This is a genomic window from Geodermatophilus sp. SYSU D01106 (assembly GCF_054049995.1).
The window spans coordinates 91,120-107,749 of record NZ_JBJGYM010000015.1; the positions used below are offsets into that span (position 1 = coordinate 91,120).

18 protein-coding genes are annotated in these 16,630 nt (G+C 78.3%); 7 read left to right on the forward strand and 11 right to left on the reverse strand.

Features of this window, described 5'->3' with window-relative positions; translation table 11 throughout:
• The first annotated feature begins 8 nt into the window (after window positions 1-8).
• Together ACI78R_RS16255 and ACI78R_RS16260 are read left to right on the forward strand one after the other, a co-directional pair.
• A complete protein-coding gene (locus ACI78R_RS16255) occupies window positions 9-527 on the forward strand; it encodes a SigE family RNA polymerase sigma factor (RefSeq protein WP_457041462.1) in 519 nt (172 codons plus the stop codon).
• A complete protein-coding gene (locus ACI78R_RS16260) occupies window positions 524-1,006 on the forward strand; it encodes a hypothetical protein (protein ID WP_457041463.1) in 483 nt (160 codons plus the stop codon). The genes ACI78R_RS16255 and ACI78R_RS16260 overlap by 4 nt, the downstream gene beginning before the upstream one ends.
• Before the next feature lie 2 nt (window positions 1,007-1,008).
• On the opposite strand, the gene ACI78R_RS16265 is transcribed toward ACI78R_RS16260, so the two are convergent.
• Both ACI78R_RS16265 and ACI78R_RS16270 read right to left on the reverse strand, forming a co-directional pair.
• Complete coding sequence (locus ACI78R_RS16265; protein WP_457041464.1) at window positions 1,009-2,115, reverse strand: winged helix DNA-binding domain-containing protein; 1,107 nt, start codon at window positions 2,113-2,115, stop codon at window positions 1,009-1,011.
• A gap of 32 nt (window positions 2,116-2,147) precedes the next feature.
• Complete coding sequence (locus ACI78R_RS16270) at window positions 2,148-2,477, reverse strand: hypothetical protein (protein WP_457041465.1); 330 nt, start codon at window positions 2,475-2,477, stop codon at window positions 2,148-2,150.
• 139 nt (window positions 2,478-2,616) lie between these two features.
• Between ACI78R_RS16270 and ACI78R_RS16275 the strand changes: the two genes are divergently transcribed.
• Window positions 2,617-2,832: a hypothetical protein gene (locus tag ACI78R_RS16275; RefSeq protein ID WP_457041466.1), complete on the forward strand. Its 216-nt coding sequence runs from the start codon at window positions 2,617-2,619 to the stop codon at window positions 2,830-2,832.
• 60 nt (window positions 2,833-2,892) lie between these two features.
• Here ACI78R_RS16275 and ACI78R_RS16280 read toward each other — a convergent pair whose 3' ends face one another.
• A complete protein-coding gene (locus tag ACI78R_RS16280) occupies window positions 2,893-4,254 on the reverse strand; it encodes a PRC-barrel domain-containing protein (protein ID WP_457041467.1) in 1,362 nt (453 codons plus the stop codon).
• A gap of 375 nt (window positions 4,255-4,629) precedes the next feature.
• Here ACI78R_RS16280 and ACI78R_RS16285 point away from each other — a divergent pair, with 375 nt between their 5' ends.
• Window positions 4,630-5,337 (forward strand): SPFH domain-containing protein, encoded by a 708-nt coding sequence (locus ACI78R_RS16285; RefSeq protein ID WP_457041468.1) that lies wholly within the window; start codon window positions 4,630-4,632, stop codon window positions 5,335-5,337.
• A 21-nt stretch (window positions 5,338-5,358) separates the two neighbouring features.
• Here ACI78R_RS16285 and ACI78R_RS16290 read toward each other — a convergent pair whose 3' ends face one another.
• Both ACI78R_RS16290 and ACI78R_RS16295 read right to left on the reverse strand, forming a co-directional pair.
• Window positions 5,359-6,630 carry an MFS transporter gene (locus tag ACI78R_RS16290; RefSeq protein WP_457041469.1) on the reverse strand — a complete coding sequence of 424 codons (1,272 nt, stop codon included), beginning with the start codon at window positions 6,628-6,630 and terminating at the stop codon, window positions 5,359-5,361.
• A gap of 8 nt (window positions 6,631-6,638) precedes the next feature.
• Window positions 6,639-7,469, reverse strand: coding sequence for an alpha/beta hydrolase (locus ACI78R_RS16295; protein WP_457041470.1), 831 nt, complete (start codon window positions 7,467-7,469; stop codon window positions 6,639-6,641).
• 224 nt (window positions 7,470-7,693) lie between these two features.
• On the opposite strand from ACI78R_RS16295, the gene ACI78R_RS16300 reads away from it, so the two are divergent.
• Window positions 7,694-8,692 carry a helix-turn-helix domain-containing protein gene (locus ACI78R_RS16300; protein WP_457041471.1) on the forward strand — a complete coding sequence of 333 codons (999 nt, stop codon included), beginning with the start codon at window positions 7,694-7,696 and terminating at the stop codon, window positions 8,690-8,692.
• 3 nt (window positions 8,693-8,695) lie between these two features.
• On the opposite strand, the gene ACI78R_RS16305 is transcribed toward ACI78R_RS16300, so the two are convergent.
• From ACI78R_RS16305 to ACI78R_RS16330, 6 genes are all read right to left on the reverse strand, one after another.
• Entirely contained in the window at window positions 8,696-9,091 is a 396-nt protein-coding gene (locus ACI78R_RS16305; RefSeq protein ID WP_457041472.1) for a DUF1761 domain-containing protein, read from the reverse strand.
• 140 nt (window positions 9,092-9,231) lie between these two features.
• Complete coding sequence (locus ACI78R_RS16310) at window positions 9,232-9,855, reverse strand: SDR family NAD(P)-dependent oxidoreductase (protein ID WP_454554985.1); 624 nt, start codon at window positions 9,853-9,855, stop codon at window positions 9,232-9,234.
• On the reverse strand, window positions 9,852-11,783 hold the full coding sequence (gene nhaA / locus ACI78R_RS16315; RefSeq protein WP_457041473.1) for a Na+/H+ antiporter NhaA: 1,932 nt from the start codon (window positions 11,781-11,783) through the stop codon (window positions 9,852-9,854). Before nhaA ends, ACI78R_RS16310 begins: the two co-directional genes overlap by 4 nt.
• The gene (locus tag ACI78R_RS16320) at window positions 11,780-12,658 is read right to left on the reverse strand and encodes an SDR family oxidoreductase (RefSeq protein WP_457041474.1); all 879 of its coding nucleotides are present in this window, start codon (window positions 12,656-12,658) and stop codon (window positions 11,780-11,782) included. The genes nhaA and ACI78R_RS16320 overlap by 4 nt, the downstream gene beginning before the upstream one ends.
• Before the next feature lie 37 nt (window positions 12,659-12,695).
• Entirely contained in the window at window positions 12,696-14,048 is a 1,353-nt protein-coding gene (locus ACI78R_RS16325; RefSeq protein WP_457041475.1) for a reverse transcriptase family protein, read from the reverse strand.
• Between the two features lie 191 nt (window positions 14,049-14,239).
• Window positions 14,240-14,617, reverse strand: a complete 378-nt coding sequence (locus tag ACI78R_RS16330) for a VOC family protein (protein ID WP_457041476.1) — start codon at window positions 14,615-14,617, stop codon at window positions 14,240-14,242.
• A gap of 474 nt (window positions 14,618-15,091) precedes the next feature.
• Between ACI78R_RS16330 and ACI78R_RS16335 the strand changes: the two genes are divergently transcribed.
• The gene (locus tag ACI78R_RS16335) at window positions 15,092-15,370 is read left to right on the forward strand and encodes a DUF1905 domain-containing protein (RefSeq protein ID WP_073418721.1); all 279 of its coding nucleotides are present in this window, start codon (window positions 15,092-15,094) and stop codon (window positions 15,368-15,370) included.
• A gap of 36 nt (window positions 15,371-15,406) precedes the next feature.
• A complete protein-coding gene (galE, locus tag ACI78R_RS16340; protein ID WP_457041477.1) occupies window positions 15,407-16,375 on the forward strand; it encodes a UDP-glucose 4-epimerase GalE in 969 nt (322 codons plus the stop codon).
• The last annotated feature ends 255 nt before the right edge of the window (window positions 16,376-16,630 follow it).

Sequence of the window (16,630 nt, forward strand, 5' to 3'; positions counted from 1 at the left end):
CGTCTCCGATGCGCGACACCGGGGACGACGGCTTCACCGACTTCGTCCTCGAGCACCGTGCCGCGCTGCTGCGCACCGCCTGCCTGCTCACCGCCGACCGCGGGCTGGGCGAGGACCTCGTGCAGGTGGCGCTGCTGCGGAGCTACGCCCGCTGGGCCCGGGTGCGGGCCGCCGACGACCCGCTCGCCTACGTGCACCGGGTGATGGTCCATGCGCACCTGAGCTGGCGCCGCCGGCTGTCGAGCACCGAGCGGCCGGTCGACACGGTGCCCGACGCCGGGGGAGGGGACCCGCAGGCCGGGCACGCGGTCACCGAGGACGTGCGCTGCGCGCTGCGGCGGCTGTCCCCGCGGGTGCGCACCGCGCTGGTACTGCGCTACTTCGCCGACCACAGCGAGGTCGAGACCGCCCGGCTGATGGGCTGCTCGGTGAGCACCGTCGGCAACCACGTCCGCAAGGGGCTGGCCGTCCTGCGGACCGTGCTGGCCGCCGGCGAGGAGACCGCGCCGCCGAGGAGGACCCGATGACCGACGACGACCGCGTGCGCGCCTCCCTCGCCGCGCTCGCCGACGACCTCGCCGGCGACCCGGGGGCGGTCACCCCGGAGCGCGTCCGCGTCGCGCACCGTCGTGGCCGGCAGGTGCGGGCGACCGTCGCCGCGGTGGCGCTCGCCGTCGTCGTGCTGGTCGGCGGGCTGCCGCTGCTGGCGGGCCGGCTGGCCGCCCCGGACGGCGAGGGCGCCGGCCCCGCGGGCACCAGCGCGCCGGCGACGACGGCGTCGGGCACCCCCGCGCCGACCGCGCAGCCCTCGGTCACCCCCACGGCGACGCCGCCGGACCACGCCGACCTGCTCGCGGTGCGGGACTGCCTCGTCGACGCCGGCTTCGCCCCCGACCCGCCGGTGACCCGGGAGGAGTTCCTCGCCGGCGCGGAATGGTCGCCCTACGACGGGCTGACCGAGCAGGAGGCGGCCGACGGCGCGGCCGCCTGCCCCGTGCCCGGCTGAGGTCAGCCGACCGTCAGCGCGCCGGGGACGCCGTCGCCCAGGAAGGCGGCCAGCCGGGTGCCCTCCTCCGCGACCTCCGTGCGCTCGGCCGGGGTGAGCGCGCGCAGAGGGGAGACGGCGACGTCGACGCCGCCGTCGTCGCGCCCGGCGCTGGTCCAGGTGGCCGAGACCATGCCGTCGACCAGCACGAGGCGGGCCCCCGCCACGCTGAGCCCGCGGTGCTCGTCGGCGACCACCCGGGACCGGTCGTCGTAGCCGAGCACGGCGTTGTCGAAGGCGGGCAGGAAGCGCACCGGGGCGGGCTCGCCGGGCTCGGGCAGCGGTCCGTCGTCGACGTCGAGCAGTTCGCGGCCGCGCTCGTCGCGGAACGACCGCAGCCGCGGTCGTAGCCGGGTGACGACGGCGGGCAGGCCGGACAGCCCGCACCACGCGCGCAGGTCGGCGCTCGCGGCCGGGCCGTAGGCGCGCAGGTAGCGCAGCACCAGCGCCTCGAGGACGTCGTCGTGCGGCCCGTCGGCCACGTCGCGCCCCAGCCAGGCGCGCACCGTGGTGGTGCGGGCCGGCGCCTGCGTCCGCCACAGCCCGCGCGGCGTCGTCTGCACGAGCGGCACGAGGCTCGACAGCGCGTCGCCGAGGTCGCGGGCCGCCGCGTCGGGCCAGCGCCCGGCGAGCAGGCGACCGACCTCGGGCAGCAACCGCGGTTCCTCGGCGAACAGCGGCTCACCCGCGGCGGCGAGCTCGGCGAGGTCGACCCCGGGCAGGCGGCGGCCGAGCGTGCCGGTCATCCGCGCGAGCAGCATCGGCTGGTGCACCGGCCGCAGCGCCAGGCAGTCCTCGGCGGTGACCAGGTGCAGCGTGCGGCGCATCAGCTGCGTCCGGACGACCCGGCGCGACTCGAGCAGCCCGTCGAGCTCGGCCGGTCGGAACCCGGCCAGCCGCGACCACAGGCCGACGTGCGGCTCCTGCGGCTCCTGCGCCTGCAGGCCGGCCAGGTGGTCGACGGCGGCGAAGGCGTCCCGCTCGTCGCGGCGCAGCAGCAACTGCCGGGCCAGCATGGCCCGGTTGAGCGCGCGGCGGCCGAGCACCTCGGCTCCCCGGCGCGTGCCCACCCCCGCTGTCTACCGCGGGGGACCGACAGCTGTCAGGCGGCCAGCGGGTGGTGGTGGCAGCGGCCGCTGCTGGTGGCGCGCGCGGCGCAGGGCGCGCCGGCCTTCGTCACGCCACCGGTGTCGCCGCAGCGGGCCGGGGCGGCGGGCGCCTCGACGACCTGCTCGACCGGCTGCGCCGGACGGGGGAAGGGCAGGACGACGGCGTCCTGCTCGACGACGGTCGTCAGCTCCGCGACGGCGGGAGCGGCCGGGACGGCGGCCGGCGTGGCGACCGGGCGGGCGGCCCGGCGGTGCAGGGCCGAGGCGGCGGTCAGGCCGGCGGCGAAGGCGGCGAGGGCGGTGGCGACGTGGCTGGCGCGCATGTGCGTTCCATCGGCGGACGGCGCTCCCGCGCAGAACGCGGTCGTCACACCCGCCACTCGTGTCGCAGCTCGCCCGGTCAGGTGTGTCGGAGCTGCTCAGCGGCCCGCTCGGCGCCCGGCCACCTTACCGTCGGCAGGCGTGACGGACGACGCGAGCGGTACCGCCCGCCGGGCCCGCGCGGCCTGGCCGGTGTGGGCGGTCAGTGTCCTCGCCCTGGTCGCGCTCGCGGTGTGGGCCGACGGCGCGGACGTCGCGTACCTCGTGATCGGCGGGGTGGCCGGGGGCCTGGGCGCGCTCGTCGCCGTCCGGTTCGTCGGCCGCCGGCGCCGCCGCCACGCCACCGCGGTCCGGTGACGTCCGACGCCCGGCGGGCGCGGCGGTTCCTGGCCGCGCACCCGCCGGACCTCGAGGCGGTCAGCTCCGGCCGGTGACCCGGCCCGCGAGCTGCTGGATCTGCCCGTAGTCGCCGTAGCCGGCGCCCACGACGTACCCGGCACCCAGGCCCGCGCCGAGCGCGGTCATCCGCACGAGGCGCTTGCCCTTCTTCTTCAGCCGGTGACCGGCCTCGGCGACCTCCTCGGGCACCTGCCCGACGGCGCGCTCGGCGCGCATCGCCGCCCGCAGCCCGGTCTGCCCGATCTCGGCGCCGGCCTCGGCCGCCTTGGTCACGGCCGCGGCGGCGAGTCCCGCACCCGCGCCCAGCGCCTGCCGGGCCACCTCGGCGCCCGCGTTCGCGCCGGTCTGCAGCGCGTGGCCGGTGGTGGCGAGCAGGGGAGCGGCCGCGGCGGCGCCGGAGCGGGTGGCCCCGAGGACCTGCGCGGCCGCGTTGCTGACGGCGGGCCCGGCGGCGGCCGCACCCGAGCGGGTGGCCTCCCGCACCTGCTGCACGGCACCGCTCACGGCGGGGCCGGCGGCGGCTGCGCCGGAGCGGGTCGCCTCGCGCACCTGGTGCACGGCGCCGGTCACCACGGGCGCGGCCGCGGCCGTCACCTGCTCGAGGCGCGCGCGGCCGGTGGCCGGCACGGAGGCGGCGGACCGCCGAGCCTTCGCCGCCTTCCGCCCGGCCTTCGCCGCCTTCCGCCTGGTCTCTCGGCCGGCCCGCGAGGCCGAGCGGGACGCCGAGCGCTGCGCCTTCCGCGCCGTCCGCCGCGCGCCCCGGGAGACCCGGGCCGTCGGCTGCTGCCGGCGGCGCAGCAGGGCGAAGACGACGGCGCCGACGGCCAGCGCGGCGGCCACGGCCGCCCCGATCCGGCCGACCGCACCGCCCGCCGGCTGCTCCGTGCGGCCGAAGTCACGGTCACCGGGCTGCGCCACCGGCGGCGGGGCCGGCAGCTCCTCGGCGACGGGCGCGGCGTCGGCCGGCGCGTCGGGCAGCGGCACCGGGTCCGTGCTCGGGCCGCCGACGACCGTCGCCGCCTCGGGCTCCGCGCCCTCCGCGGGCAGCAGGCTGTCGGACTCCGACGTCGTCGCCTGGATGCCGTAGTGCCGGTAGAGCGCGGCCTCCTGATCGGTGCTGAGCTCCCGGCTCTCGCCGTAGCGCGGCGCGCCGTCGACCAGTCCCCGCTCCACGGCCACCTGCACGTGCTCCCCGGAGCCGGCGGCGCCGACCAGCGGGACGACGACGGTCGACCCGGAGTGCTCGGCGTAGAGCCACTCGGGCTGCCCGGTGTCCTCGTCGGCCAGCAGCGCCGTCACCGTGCCGATCTCGTTGCCGTCGCGGTCGACGACGGTCTTGCCGATCCAGTCCGTGACCTGGTCCCTGTCGGGCAGTGTCATCGCGTCTCCCCACCTGAGGGCCGGGCCCTCCTGGCCCGGCCGCACCGCGTATCCGACGGCCCCTACCCCGCGACCCCCGGGCCAACCGGCCCGGAAATGCAGCGGCGGGACGGGGACGACCGTGGCACGCTCCTGCGGCCCGTGGTCAGCAGCCGGGCGGCATCGCCGCCGCAGGTCCTGCGCGTCGGCCACGGGCACCTGTAGGGGTACTGCGCTGTGGACGCACGGGTTCGACTCCCGACGCCGTCCGGCGCCCGGCCATCCCGGCCCCCGGCGGTCTGCGGCGCTGCGCGCGTCCCTCGCCGCGGGCCCGGCCGGGCGCCGGGCGGTCCGCGTCCGGGCGCGGCCGGTCAGCGAGCGGGAGGAGGCGGGGACGTGCGGGTCGTCGTGCAGGAGTGGGAGCGGGTCCTGGTCTACCGGGACGGCCGCTTCGCCGAGGAGCTGGGCGCCGGGCGGCACCGCCGGGCGCGCCGCAGGCGGCGGTTCGTGCGGGTCGCCGTCCGCCCGCGGCTGCTCGTCGTCCCCGGCCAGGAGGTGCTCACCGCCGACGGGCTGTCGGTGCGGGTCAGCCTGACCGTGACCGCCCGGACGGCGGACCCGCGGCGCCGGCACGAGGCCGTCGACGACGCCGACGCGCTGGTCTACGCCACGGTCCAGGTGGCGCTGCGCGAGGGGGTCGCCGGCCGCACCCTCGACGAGCTGCTCGCCGCCCGCGCGACGCTGGCCGACGAGGTCCGCGAGCGCGTGGGCACCGCGCCGGAGACCGTCGGCGTCGTGCTCGAGCGGGTCTGGCTGCGCGACGTCATGGTCCCGGCGGAGCTGCGGCACGCCGCGGCGGAGGCCGCGACGGCGCGGGCGCAGGGCCAGGCGGCGCTGGAGCGGGCGCGGGCCGAGGTCGCCGCCACCCGGGCGATGGCCAACGCCGCGCGGATGGTGGCCGAGCAGCCGGCGCTGCTCTCGCTGCGGACGCTGCAGGCGGTCGAGGCCGGCCGGGCGACCGTCGTCCTCACCACCGGCGCGGCGGGCCCGGGCGTACCCGGCGTCGTGCCCGGCGGGATCCCCGGAGTGGTCGAGCCGGGCTGACCGCGGGCCGGTGGCCGGGACTCACCCGGCCACCGGCTCCCGGCGGGCGGCGGTCTCGTCGGCGCGCAGCCCACCGGCGGTGACCGCCACCAGCGCCAGCAGCGGCGGCACCGTGCCGGCCAGCAGGAACACCCACCCGGTGCCGAGCAGCGACCCCAGCGGCGCGGCCAGCGCCATCGACACCGGCAGGAACGCCAGTGACACGAAGAAGTCCAGGCTCGACACCCGGCCCAGGTACTCCGGCGCCACGCGCACCTGCAGCAGCGTCCCCCAGACGACCGCGCCGGCCGAGTACGTCGCCCCGACGACGGCCGTGCACAGGGCCACCAGCCAGACCTCGTCCGCGACGCCGACCAGGGCCATCGGCGCGGTGCCCAGGCCCCACACCAGCGCGAGGAACGACAGGTCCCGCCGGGGCAGCGGCCGCGAGGCCACCAGCACCGCGCCGACCACCCCGCCGGCGCCGAACGCGGCCAGCACCGCCGCGAACGCCCCGGGCCCGCCGCCGGCGCCGGTGACCACGAACGGCAGCAGCACCTCGATCGGACCCTGCACCAGCACGAGGATCGCGCTCGCCAGCAGCAGCGTCGTCCGGATCCAGCGGGTGCCCAGGCCGTAGCGGACGCCGTCGCGCACGTCGCGCAGGCTCCCGCCGGAGTGCCCGTGCGCGGGTGCCGCCGGGCCCGGGGCCGGCCGCGGCAGGCGGGCGGCGGCCAGCGCCGCCGCCACCTGGGTGGTCGCGACGACCGCGAACGACCAGCCCGGCGAGGTCTCGCGCACCACCAGCCCGGCCAGCGCGGGCCCGGCCACCAGCATCGCGACCGGCCGCAGTACGCCCTCCAGCCCGTTGACGGCGAGCACCTGGGCGACGGGCACGGTGCGCGGGACCAGCGCGGAGTAGGCGGGGAAGAAGAAGCCGTCGGCCAGGCCCAGCAGCAGCGCCAGCCCGGCGAGCACCGGCGTCGTCAGCGCCTCCCCGAGGGACAGGGCGGCGAGCAGCGCCGTCCCGCCCGCCTTGACCGCCGCCACCCCGGCGAGGACCGCGCGCTGGCTGCCCCGGTCGGCGACCGCGCCGCCCGCCAGCACGGCGAGCAGCACGCCGACCGACGCCGCGGTGGACACGGCGGAGACGTCGCCGGCGTCGCCGCCGGTGGCCACCAGCTGGAAGACGTAGGTGACCGTCCACGTGCCGGTGCCGACCAGCGACAGCGCCAGCACCGCCGCCAGCCACCGATAGGGCCCGCCGCGCAGCGGGGCGAGGATCCCGGCGGTGCGTGTCGGACCCGAGTGCACGGCGCCGCTCAGGCCTGGCCGACCGGCGCGGGCGCCCCCACGCCGGAGCGGCTCAGGAAGTCGAGCACCGTGCCGGCCACGTCCGCCCAGCCCGAGTCCGCGCCGAGGGAGTGCCCGCGGTCGGGGAAGGACACGAACTCGGTGACGCCGGTGCCCTGCCGCCGCTGGATGCGGTACGCCGCGCGGGAGGCCGCCTCGGGCACCGTGCGGTCGCGCCCGGCGGCCACGACGAGCACCGGCCCGCGCTCCCGCCGGGTCGCGACGGCGGCCTCGCTGCGCGGCGTGAACGCGGCGAAGCCCGCCTGGAACAGCGGCCGCGCGGGGGAGGGGATGGCGTAGTCGGTCCAGAGCCGGTCGGCCTCCTCGCGCGGCACGGCGCTGGCGAACCCGCGCGCCCAGGTGTCCGGGGTGTGGGCCCAGGTGCGCGTGCGCAGGCCGGGGCGCGACAGCACCGGCCAGGCCGTGCGCAGCTGCGCCGGCGGCAGCACCAGGTTGCCGCGGAACTGCGCCGGCGAGAGCGCCACGCACGCCCGGGTCAGGCCCATCCCGTGCAGCTTCTGCGCCACCAGGCCGCCGAAGGAGTGCCCGACGACGACCGGCGGGGACGACAGCCCGGCGATGACCTCGGCATGGTGCCGGGTCACGTCCTCGATGCCGACGCCGGCCACCGCGTCGGGGTGCGCCCGCGCCTCCTCGGTGGTCGGCGGCTCGCCCGGCCAACCCGGCGCGACGGGGTCGTAGCCGCGGGCGGCGAACAGCTCTCCCCACGGCGTCCAGCTGCTGGCGTGCAGCCAGAGGCCGTGCACGAAGACGACGGGGACGGGCGCGGCAGCGGTCACGGCAGGCCTCCGGGGTGGGGTCGCGGCTCCCGGTCGGGCCGCGGGTGCCGCGGACGCTAGGGGCGCCCGGCCCGCCGTGCTGTGCCCTGACTGACCGGGACCGGACCCTGGGTGCCCGGTCCGGTGGCCGCGCGCGGCGGGCTTCCGTCGTCCGCCGGGCCTCGCCAGGATGACCGACGACCCGCGACGACGACGTCCGCCGACCCATCCCTCCCGGAGCCGCCGTGGCCACCCTGGTCGACACCGACGGGCTCGACCCCGCCGACCGCCGTCCCGGCCGGGTGGCCGAGCTGCTCGAGGGCACCATGTCCTCGCGCATCCGCTTCCCCGACCCGTCGGTGCCCGCCCGCGCGCGGCTCGACGGCTGGGACCTGGGCGGCGTCTCGGTGATGCGCCTGGACCTCACCGGCGAGGTGACCCTGCTGCGCACCGCCCGGCACGCCCGCGCCGACCCCGAGCCCGTGCTCTCGCTGGCCGTGCAGGAGGCCGGCACCGCGCGGCAGGAGCAGTTCGGTGCCCAGCGGGAGGTGGCCGGCGGCGAGCTGTCGTTCACCGAGGTCTCCTCGCCCTACGAGTACCGCTGGTCGGGGCGCGGGGTGTGCCGGGCGCTGCGCATCCCGGCCGCGCGCCTCGGGCTGCCGGTCGACACCGTCCGGCGGGCGCTGCCGGTGGCCGGGACCAGCCCCCTGTACGACCTGGTGCGGGCGCACGTCACCCAGCTCACCCGCGACGTCTCCCAGCTGGCCGCCGAGCCGCTCGTGCACTCGCTGGCCTCGGCGACGGTCGACCTGACCCGGGCGCTGCTGGCCTCCGCCGTCGACGGCGCGCGGGGCACCCAGGACGTGCTCGGCGAGACGCTGCTGACCCGGGTGCGTGCCTACGTGCGGCGTCACCTCACCGAGCCCGACCTCGACGCCGAGCGGATCGCCCGCGCGCACGCGGTCTCGGTGCGCCACCTCTACCGGACCTGCGCCGCGGCGGGTCTCAGCCTCGAGCAGGAGGTGATCTCGCAGCGGCTGGAGGGCGCCCGCGCGGAGCTGGCCGGGCCGGGCGCGCGCTCGATCGCCGTCGTCGCCCGCCGGTGGGGGTTCACCGACCCGTCCTACTTCGCCCGCCGCTTCCGCGCCGAGTTCGGGGTCAGCCCGCGCGAGTGGCGCGACCTCGCGCGGGGCGAGGTGCTGGCCGGTGCTCCGGCCGGACCCGGTGCCCCGGCCGCGCGCTGACGGTCAGTCGCGGCCGACCACCGCGGTGACCAGCAGCAGCTTGAGCAGCCAGTCGCCGGCGTGGATCGCCGCCTGCTGCCACGGCACCTTCTCGTGGAAGACGGAGCCGGTGAGCAGCACCGCGGGGAAGGCGGCCCACAGGCCGGTGGCCAGCGCGACGGTGTCTCGCGGGCCCCGCGCCGGCAGCCGGTCGGCGAGCACCGACACGGCGGCGGCAACCGTCGCGCTGCGGGCCAGCTCGACCGGGGCGACGACGGCCGGCGACGGCTGCGGCCCCGCGTAGGCCTCGTCGAGCTGCGCCAGCCGCGAGCCGAACGCGGCGTACCAGGCCGAGCTGGCGACGAAGGACGCCCCGGCCGCGGCCGCGACCCGCGCGGCCCTCCTCGTCCCACCGTCCACGTCTTCCTCCTCGTTTGCCTGTGCGGGGACAGACCGGCACCGGCCGCGGGACTCATCGGTCCACGTCGCCGGGGCGCCGCGGCGAGCGTGTGCGCCCACGCCGCACCCCCGGGCGCGGGATGCGGCGCGGGCGCACGCGGTCAGCCGTAGCGGGTGGCCAGCAGGGAGACCTCGGCGACGTTCGTGGTCGGCGGCATCGTCGTGGTGAACACGACCGTGCGCGCCACGTCGGCCGGGGTGAGCGCGGCGCCGTCGGCGGTGCTCTGCGTGGCCACCCACCCGACGGCGACGTGCCGCACCCGCACCAGCGTGCCGCCGAGTTCCACCCGCAGCGTGCGGGCGAGCTGGGCGGCCCCGGCGGCGGTGGCCGCGTGCACCGCGAACGCGGGCACCAGCTCCGACGCCGCCGCCGACCCGACGAGCACCAGGTCGGCCGGGCGGTCGTTGGCCGCCGCGGTGAGCAGGTCGTCGAGGAACGCCCGCGCGGCGAGCACCGCGTCGCCGGCGCCCTGCTCGACCATCGCCGCCCACTTCTCGGCCGGCGTCAGCCCGAACGGGCCGCCGCCGATGCCGCCGAGCGCCGCGACCACCAGGTCGACGCCGCCGAGCCGCTCGCGCACGCCGTCGGCGTCGGCCACCACCTCCCGCGCGGTGGCCACCTGCTCCACCTGCGCGCCGCCCGCCCGGAGCTCGGCGGCCACGGCGTCGGCGATGAGCGGCAGGCCGATCACCACCGCCCGCCGACCCGCGACCGGGGCGCTCACGCCGGCTCCCCGACGGGCGGGCGCACCGGCAGCGCGTCGTCGAGGTCGTTCTCGTCCTCGGGCTCGGGCGCCGCCGCCCTGACGCGCGTACGTCCGGCGGTCATCTCCAGCGCGGTGCGCATCGGGGCGACGTCGAGCGGGCCGTCGTAGAGCTGCCCGTTGACGAAGAAGCGCGGCGGCTCCTCCAGGCCCATCTCGCGGCCCTCGTCGTCGTCCTCCCGCACCCGCGCGGCGAAGGACCCCTCGGCCACCGCGGCGTCGACCCGGGCCAGGTTCAGCCCGGCGTCGACGGCGCAGCGCCGCACGGCGCGGTCGTCGAGCCGGCCGGCGCGGGCGGCCAGCGCGTCGTGCATCGGCCAGAAGCGCGACTGCGCGGCGGCGGCCTCCGCGGCCTCCGCGGCGCGCAGCGACACCGGGTCGTCGGTCAGCAGGTGCCGGTACACGAAGACAAGGTCGTCGCCCAGCGAGCGCCGCAGCTCGTCGACCACCTCCGCGGTGCGCCCCGCGTTGGTGAAGACGAACGACGCGTAGACGACCAGCTCCATCGGCGCCCCGACCCGGCCGCGCACGTGGTCGCGGGTGGCGCTCACCGGCCGGCCCAGCCGCTGCCGCCCGGGCAGGCGGGTGCGGTCGATCGCCCGCACCACCGCGACGGACCCGAGCGCCACGACAGCGGCGGTCACCGACGCGGCGAGCACGCCGATGCGGGCCTGCGACGCCAGCGCCGGGTCGTCGAGCGCCAGGTCGATGATGAACAGCGAGATCGTGAAGCCGACGCCGCTGAACAGGCCGGCCGCGACCACGTGCCGGGTGAACAGGCCCGACGGCAGCCGCCCGACACCCAGGCGCACCGCCGCCATCGACGCGCTGGCCACGCCGAGCACCTTGCCGAGCACCAGCCCGGCGACGATCGCCCACGTCAGCCCGGAGGTCGCGGCGTCGGCCAGCGTCTCGCCGGTGAGTACGACCCCGGCGTTGGCCAGCGCGAACACCGGCACGACGACGAGGTTGACCCACGGCCGGAACAGCCGCTGGCCGCGCTCGTTCACCGACACCGACCGGGTCAGGCTGAGCACCGCCCGGTGGGCGCCCCCGGAGGTCGGGGTGCGGCCGTAGTCGCGCGCCGCGGCCTCCGCGGCGTCGACCTCGTCGGGGCTCGGCGGGTGGATCGGCAGCAGCAGCCCGATGGCGACGCCGGCCACCGTCGGGTGCACGCCCGAGGCGAGCACGCCGAGCCACACCGGCACGGCGAGCAGGAGGTAGGCCCCGCCGCGCCAGACCCGCATCCGGCTGAGCCCGACGACGGCGACCAGCCCGACGGCGGCGACCGCCAGCGGCAGCAGCGTGAGGTCCTCGGTGTAGGCGACGGCGATGACCGCGAGCGCGCCGACGTCGTCGACCACGGCCAGCGCCAGCAGGAACGCCCGCAGGTTGACCGGCACCGAGCGGCCGACGATCGCCAGCAGTCCCAGCACGAACGCGGTGTCGGTGGAGATGACCACGCCCCAGGCGGCGCGCGCCTCGCCGGGCTGGTCGGTGGCCCCGGCGATCGCGAGGAACACCAGCGCGGGCACGACCAGCCCGGCCACCGCGGCGACCACCGGGATGCGGATGCGCCGGGTGTCGCGGAACTCCCCGAGCACCAGGTCGCGCTTGACCTCCAGGCTGATCAGGCAGAAGAACAGCGCCATCGCGGCGTCGTTGACCCAGTGCCGCAGGTCCATCTCCAGCACCGCGTCGCCCAGGCTGATGGCGAACGGGGTGTGCCAGACGTCCTCGTAGGCCGAGCCCGGCACGTTGGCCCACAGCAGCGCGAGCAGCGTGGCGACCAGCAGCACCCCGGCGGCCGCGGCGTCGGAGTCGGCCACCCGCATGGCCCGTCCGAGGAACGAGGGCCGGTCCTCTTCGGCGCGCAGGACTCCCCTCACCGCAGCCGCTCCGCGCGCCGGCCGGGCAGGAACTGGTCCTGCCGGGTGGGCAGCACCAGCAGCTCGGCGAGGTTGACCTGCGCCGGCAGCCCGGCGCCGAAGAGCACCGTGGCGGCGACGTCGGCGGGGTCCATCGGCACGATCACCTCGCGGTGCTCGGCCCAGCCGCGGGCGGTGCCGTCGTGGGTGATGTCGGAGCCGAAGTCGGTGTCGGTGAGCCCGGGGGCGACGACGTGCACGCGCACGCCCCGGCGGCCGTACTCGGCGCGCAGCGTCCGGGCCAGCTGGGCCACGGCCGCCTCGACGGCCGAGTAGACGGCGTAGCCCGGGAAGCGCACCTGCCCGGCGAGCGCGCCGATGAGGAACAGGTCGGCGGCGCGGCCCTCCTCGGCGGTGGCGAGCAGGTCGCGGGCGAAGGTCTGCGCGGTGCGCAGGATGCCGCCGAGGTTGACGTCGATCATCTCGATCCACTCGGCCGGCACGCCGTCCTCGAACGGGGCGCCGGTGAGCACGCCGGCGCCGGCGACCACGAGGTCGGCCGGGCCGAAGCGGTCGTGCAGGGCGTCGAGGGCGTCGGCGAGGTCGAGCCCGTCGGAGACGTCGGTGGCGACGACGAGCGTGCGGGCGGGGTCGGAGGTGCTGCTGGCGACGGCGGCCATCCGGTCGCCGCGGCGGCCGAGCAGCGCGACGCGGCAGCCGGCGTCGACCAGGGCGCGCGCGGTCGCGGCGCCGATGCCGCTGCTCGCGCCGGTGACGACGGCGACCCGGCCGTCGAGCGAGCCGGCGAGCGAGCTCTCGAGCGGGCCGGTGAGCGGGCCGGGGGCCGGTGCGGCCGCGGACGCGGTCGCGGAGGACGGGGGAGGAGGTGGGGGCACGGTCTCCCTCTCGGAGGACAGCAGGGGGACGCGACGATCATGCCGTCCCGGGGGCACCCCAGTCGATCCGCTCGGCGAGAACCCGCAGGCGGGCGCCGAGCACCGGGTCCACCGAGGAGGCCCAGGCCACCCGGCCGAGGACGTGCTCGCGGAACGTCGCCGGGTCGCGGTCGCGCACCTGCGACGCCCAGCCGGAGACGGCGCAGTTGTGCAGCAGCGCCCGCAGCGCGTCCCGCTCGGCCCGCGGCAGCGTGGGCCGGACGTTGACGACGGCGCCGAGCACCGTCTGCCGCCGCCCGCGCCCGGCGCTGCGGGTCTTGCCGGGGTGCACGCGGAAGCCCTCGTCGGCGGCGATCGCGGCGACCCGCGCGGCGAACGCCGGCCGGCGCAGGGCGGGCGGGCCGCTGAGGAACAGGTCGTCGACGTAGCGGGTGTAGACCGCGCCGGCCGACGCCGCGAGGCCGGCCAGTCGCCGGTCCAGCCGGGCGCACACCAGGTTGGCCAGCGCGGGGGAGGTGGGCGCGCCCTGCGGCAGGTGCGGGACGGCGAGCCGGCGGCCGAGGCGGGAGTGCCGGTCGCGGGCGGCGCCGTCCTCCGGCACCGGCACCCGCCGCCACACCGCGAGCGGGACCACCGTCGTCACCAGGCCGGTCACCGCGTGCGCCACCGGCTCCGTCAGCCCGGCCACTCCCTGCAGCACGCCCCACACGCGGCCGGCGGGGACCGAGGCGAAGAAGGACTCGAGGTCGAGGGCCAGCACGATGTCGGCGCCGGCGTGCGGGGCGGCCGCGGTGCGCACCGAGTGCCCCGGCACGCAGCCGTGCGCGGCCGGGTGCGGCGGCACGGGGGCTACCAGGTGCCGCAGCAGCCGGCGCTGGATCTCGCGCAGCCGCGGCTTCGGGGCCGCGAGCAGCCGGACGCCGCCGGGCCGCTCCACCACCCGCCACCGGTAGTGCCGCAGCGCCTCCTCCGGTGCGGTGCGCTCCAGCCCGCGGACGTCGGCGAACCAGGCCAGCTCGCCCTGGTCGACGTCGAGCAGGCGGGCGAGCGCGGCCAGGTCGGGCACCTCGGTCAGGCCGGGGCGGGGGCGCACCACGCGGGTGGGCACCGGCTCGCGGCGCGCCACCCGCGGGGCGACGTCGCCGGCCTGCCCCTGCGCCCAGCCGCGGGTCGACGTCAGGAAGGCGGCCAGCTCGCGGGGCCGGTCGGCCGGGACGTCGCGGTACGCGTCGAGGACCTCGCCGACCAGCGTGCCCACCCACCGCGGCGCGCGGGCGTGCCCGAGCGACACCGCGACCCGGCGCACCGCCTCGCGCCGCCGCCAGGGGCCGGCGAGCAGCGCGGTGGCGATCCCGGAGGCGGTGGCGGCGGCCTGGCGCGGCGTCGTCACCGGTGTGCGCGGTGGGGCGGGCAGCCGCTCCCGATGGGAGGCGCCGTCAGGTGCGCGGAGCGCGCCGTCCGGCGGGCGGTGCTGGTGCTGGCCTGGACCTGCTGCCCCGGGGTCGCCCCGGGAGACCGGTCGCTGCCGGTCGTCCTGCCCGCCCCACCGCGCACGGCGCGCACGCTAGCGGGCCACCCCGCTCACCAGGTGCCCTCCGGTGGGGTGAACTGGCTGACGGTGAACTCCGCGCCCTGCGGGTCGCGCACCAGCGCGGTGCGGGTCCAGGCGTCCTCCCCGGAGCGCAGCACGGTGGCGCCGAGCCGCTCGGCGGTGGCCGCGGCGTCGTCGCGGTCGGCGACGGTGAACGTCACGTGCCAGGACGCGGGCCCCGCGTCGGTGGGGAGCAGGCCGCCGATGACGTCGGCGAAGCCGGGCGGGGCGGAGGCCTGCCGCTCGTGGATGCCGGGGTCGACGGTGGCGGCCAGGTGGTCTCCGTAGCCCGGGACCTGCAGCATCGTGCCGGAGTCCTGCGCCATGTCGACGTCGCGCCAGCCGAACAGCGGTCCGTAGAAGGCCATCGCGCCGCCGCGGTCGGGGGTGTGCAGGTCGGAGAAGTTCCAGGCGCCCGGGGCGTTGGTGAGCTGGGCGCCGGGACCGCCGCGGCCGTGGCGTCGGCGTCGTCGACCGCCACGTAGGTGTTCCAGGTGGGCGGCCCGTCGCCGGGCCCGATCGCGGCCACGTCCTGCCCGTCGAGCGTGGCGACGAGGTAGGAGCCGGGGGCGCCCGGCGGGACGGCGTCGGTGAGCGTCCAGCCGAAGAGGCCGGAGTAGAAGGCGGCCGCGGCGGCGGGGTCGGGCTGCTCGGTGTCGATCCAGCAGGTCACGCCGTGCGGGTAGGTCCGGACCGCGGTCATGGCACCTCCAGGTCGGCCGTCCGGACCGTAGGGCCGGCCGGTGACAGGACGGCGTCCCCGCGGTGGGGGCCGGGGCCGCCCGACCGGTCGCCTCCTCCGGCACCGATGAGTCCCGGACGCCGGGACGGTCGGTAGCGGCATGGCAGCCCAGGAGCTCGACGCCTCGTTCACCGCGCCTCTCGAGAAGGACGGCGCGTTCCCCACCTTCGTCACCGTGCCCGACTCGGCCGCGCTGTTCGGCACCCGCCGGGCGGTGAAGGTGGAGGGGACCGTCGACGGGCACCCGTTCGCCGCCACCTGCATGCCGTCGGGCGACGGGCCGCACTGGCTGCCGCTGCGGAAGGCGATCTGCGCGGCGATCGGCAAGGACGCCGCGGGCCAGGAGGTCGCCGTCCACCTGCGGCAGCGGCTGTCCTGACGCGCGCCGCCGCGCCCGCCGGGGCAGGCTGACCGGGTGAGCTGGCTGGTCACCGGGGGCGCCGGGTACGTCGGGGCGCACGTCGTGCACGCCATGGCGGCGGCGGGGGAGGACGTCGTCGTCCTCGACGACCTGTCCACCGGCGACGCCGGCCGGCTGGCGTCGCTGCCGCAGGTGCCGCTGGAGGTCGGCTCGGTGCGCGACCGCGGCATGGTCCGGCGGGTGCTGCGCGAGAACGGCGTGACCGGCGTGGTGCACCTGGCGGGCAAGAAGCAGGTGGCCGAGTCGGTGGCCGACCCGCTGCTCTACTGGGCGGAGAACGTCGAGGGCCTGGTCGCGCTGCTCGAGGGGTGCCGCGCCAAGGGCGTGACCCGCTTCGTCTTCTCCTCCAGCGCGTCGGTCTACGGCATGCCCGACGCCGACCGGGTCGACGAGGACACCGCCTGCCGCCCGCTGTCGCCCTACGGCCGCACCAAGCTCGCGGGCGAGGACCTGCTGCGCGACTGCGCCGCCTGGGGCCTGGCCGCCACCAGCCTGCGCTACTTCAACGTGGCGGGGGCCGCGGCGCCCGAGCTCGGCGACCGGGGGACGGCCAACCTCGTGCCGCTGGTGTTCGAGGCCCTCGACGCCGACCGGCCGCCGCTGCTCTTCGGCGACGACCACCCCACCCCCGACGGCAGCCCGGTGCGCGACTTCGTGCACGTCTCCGACGTCGCCGACGCGCACGTGGCCGCCGCCCGCGCCCTGGCGGCGGGTCGTCCCGGGGGCACCTACAACGTGGGGCGCGGCGAGGGCAGCAGCGTGCTCGAGGTGCTGCGGGTGGTCGCGGAGGTCACCGGCGGGGACACGACGCCGGAGGTGACCGGCCGGCGCCCCGGCGACCCTGCGCGGGTGGTCGCCGCCGTCGACCGGATCGCCCGCGACCTCGGCTTCCGGGCGACCCGCGACCTGCGGGACATGATCGCCAGCGCCTGGACCGCCTGGCGGGCGCTGCAGCCCCTCTGACCCGTTCTCCCAGGAAGGGAGTCGTGCTCTGCCCACGGGGGCGGGGCAGAGCACGAAGGGGAGGTCGGGTGTTGTCCGGCGGGCGGTCGTGCTCTGCCCACGGGGGCGGGGCAGAGCACGAAGGGGAGGTCGGGTGTTGTCCGGCGGGCGGTCGTGCTCTGCCCACGGGGGCGGGGCAGAGCACGAAGGGGAGGTCGGGTGTTGTCCGGCGGGCGGTCGTGCTCTGCCCACGGGGGCGGGGCAGAGCACGAAGGA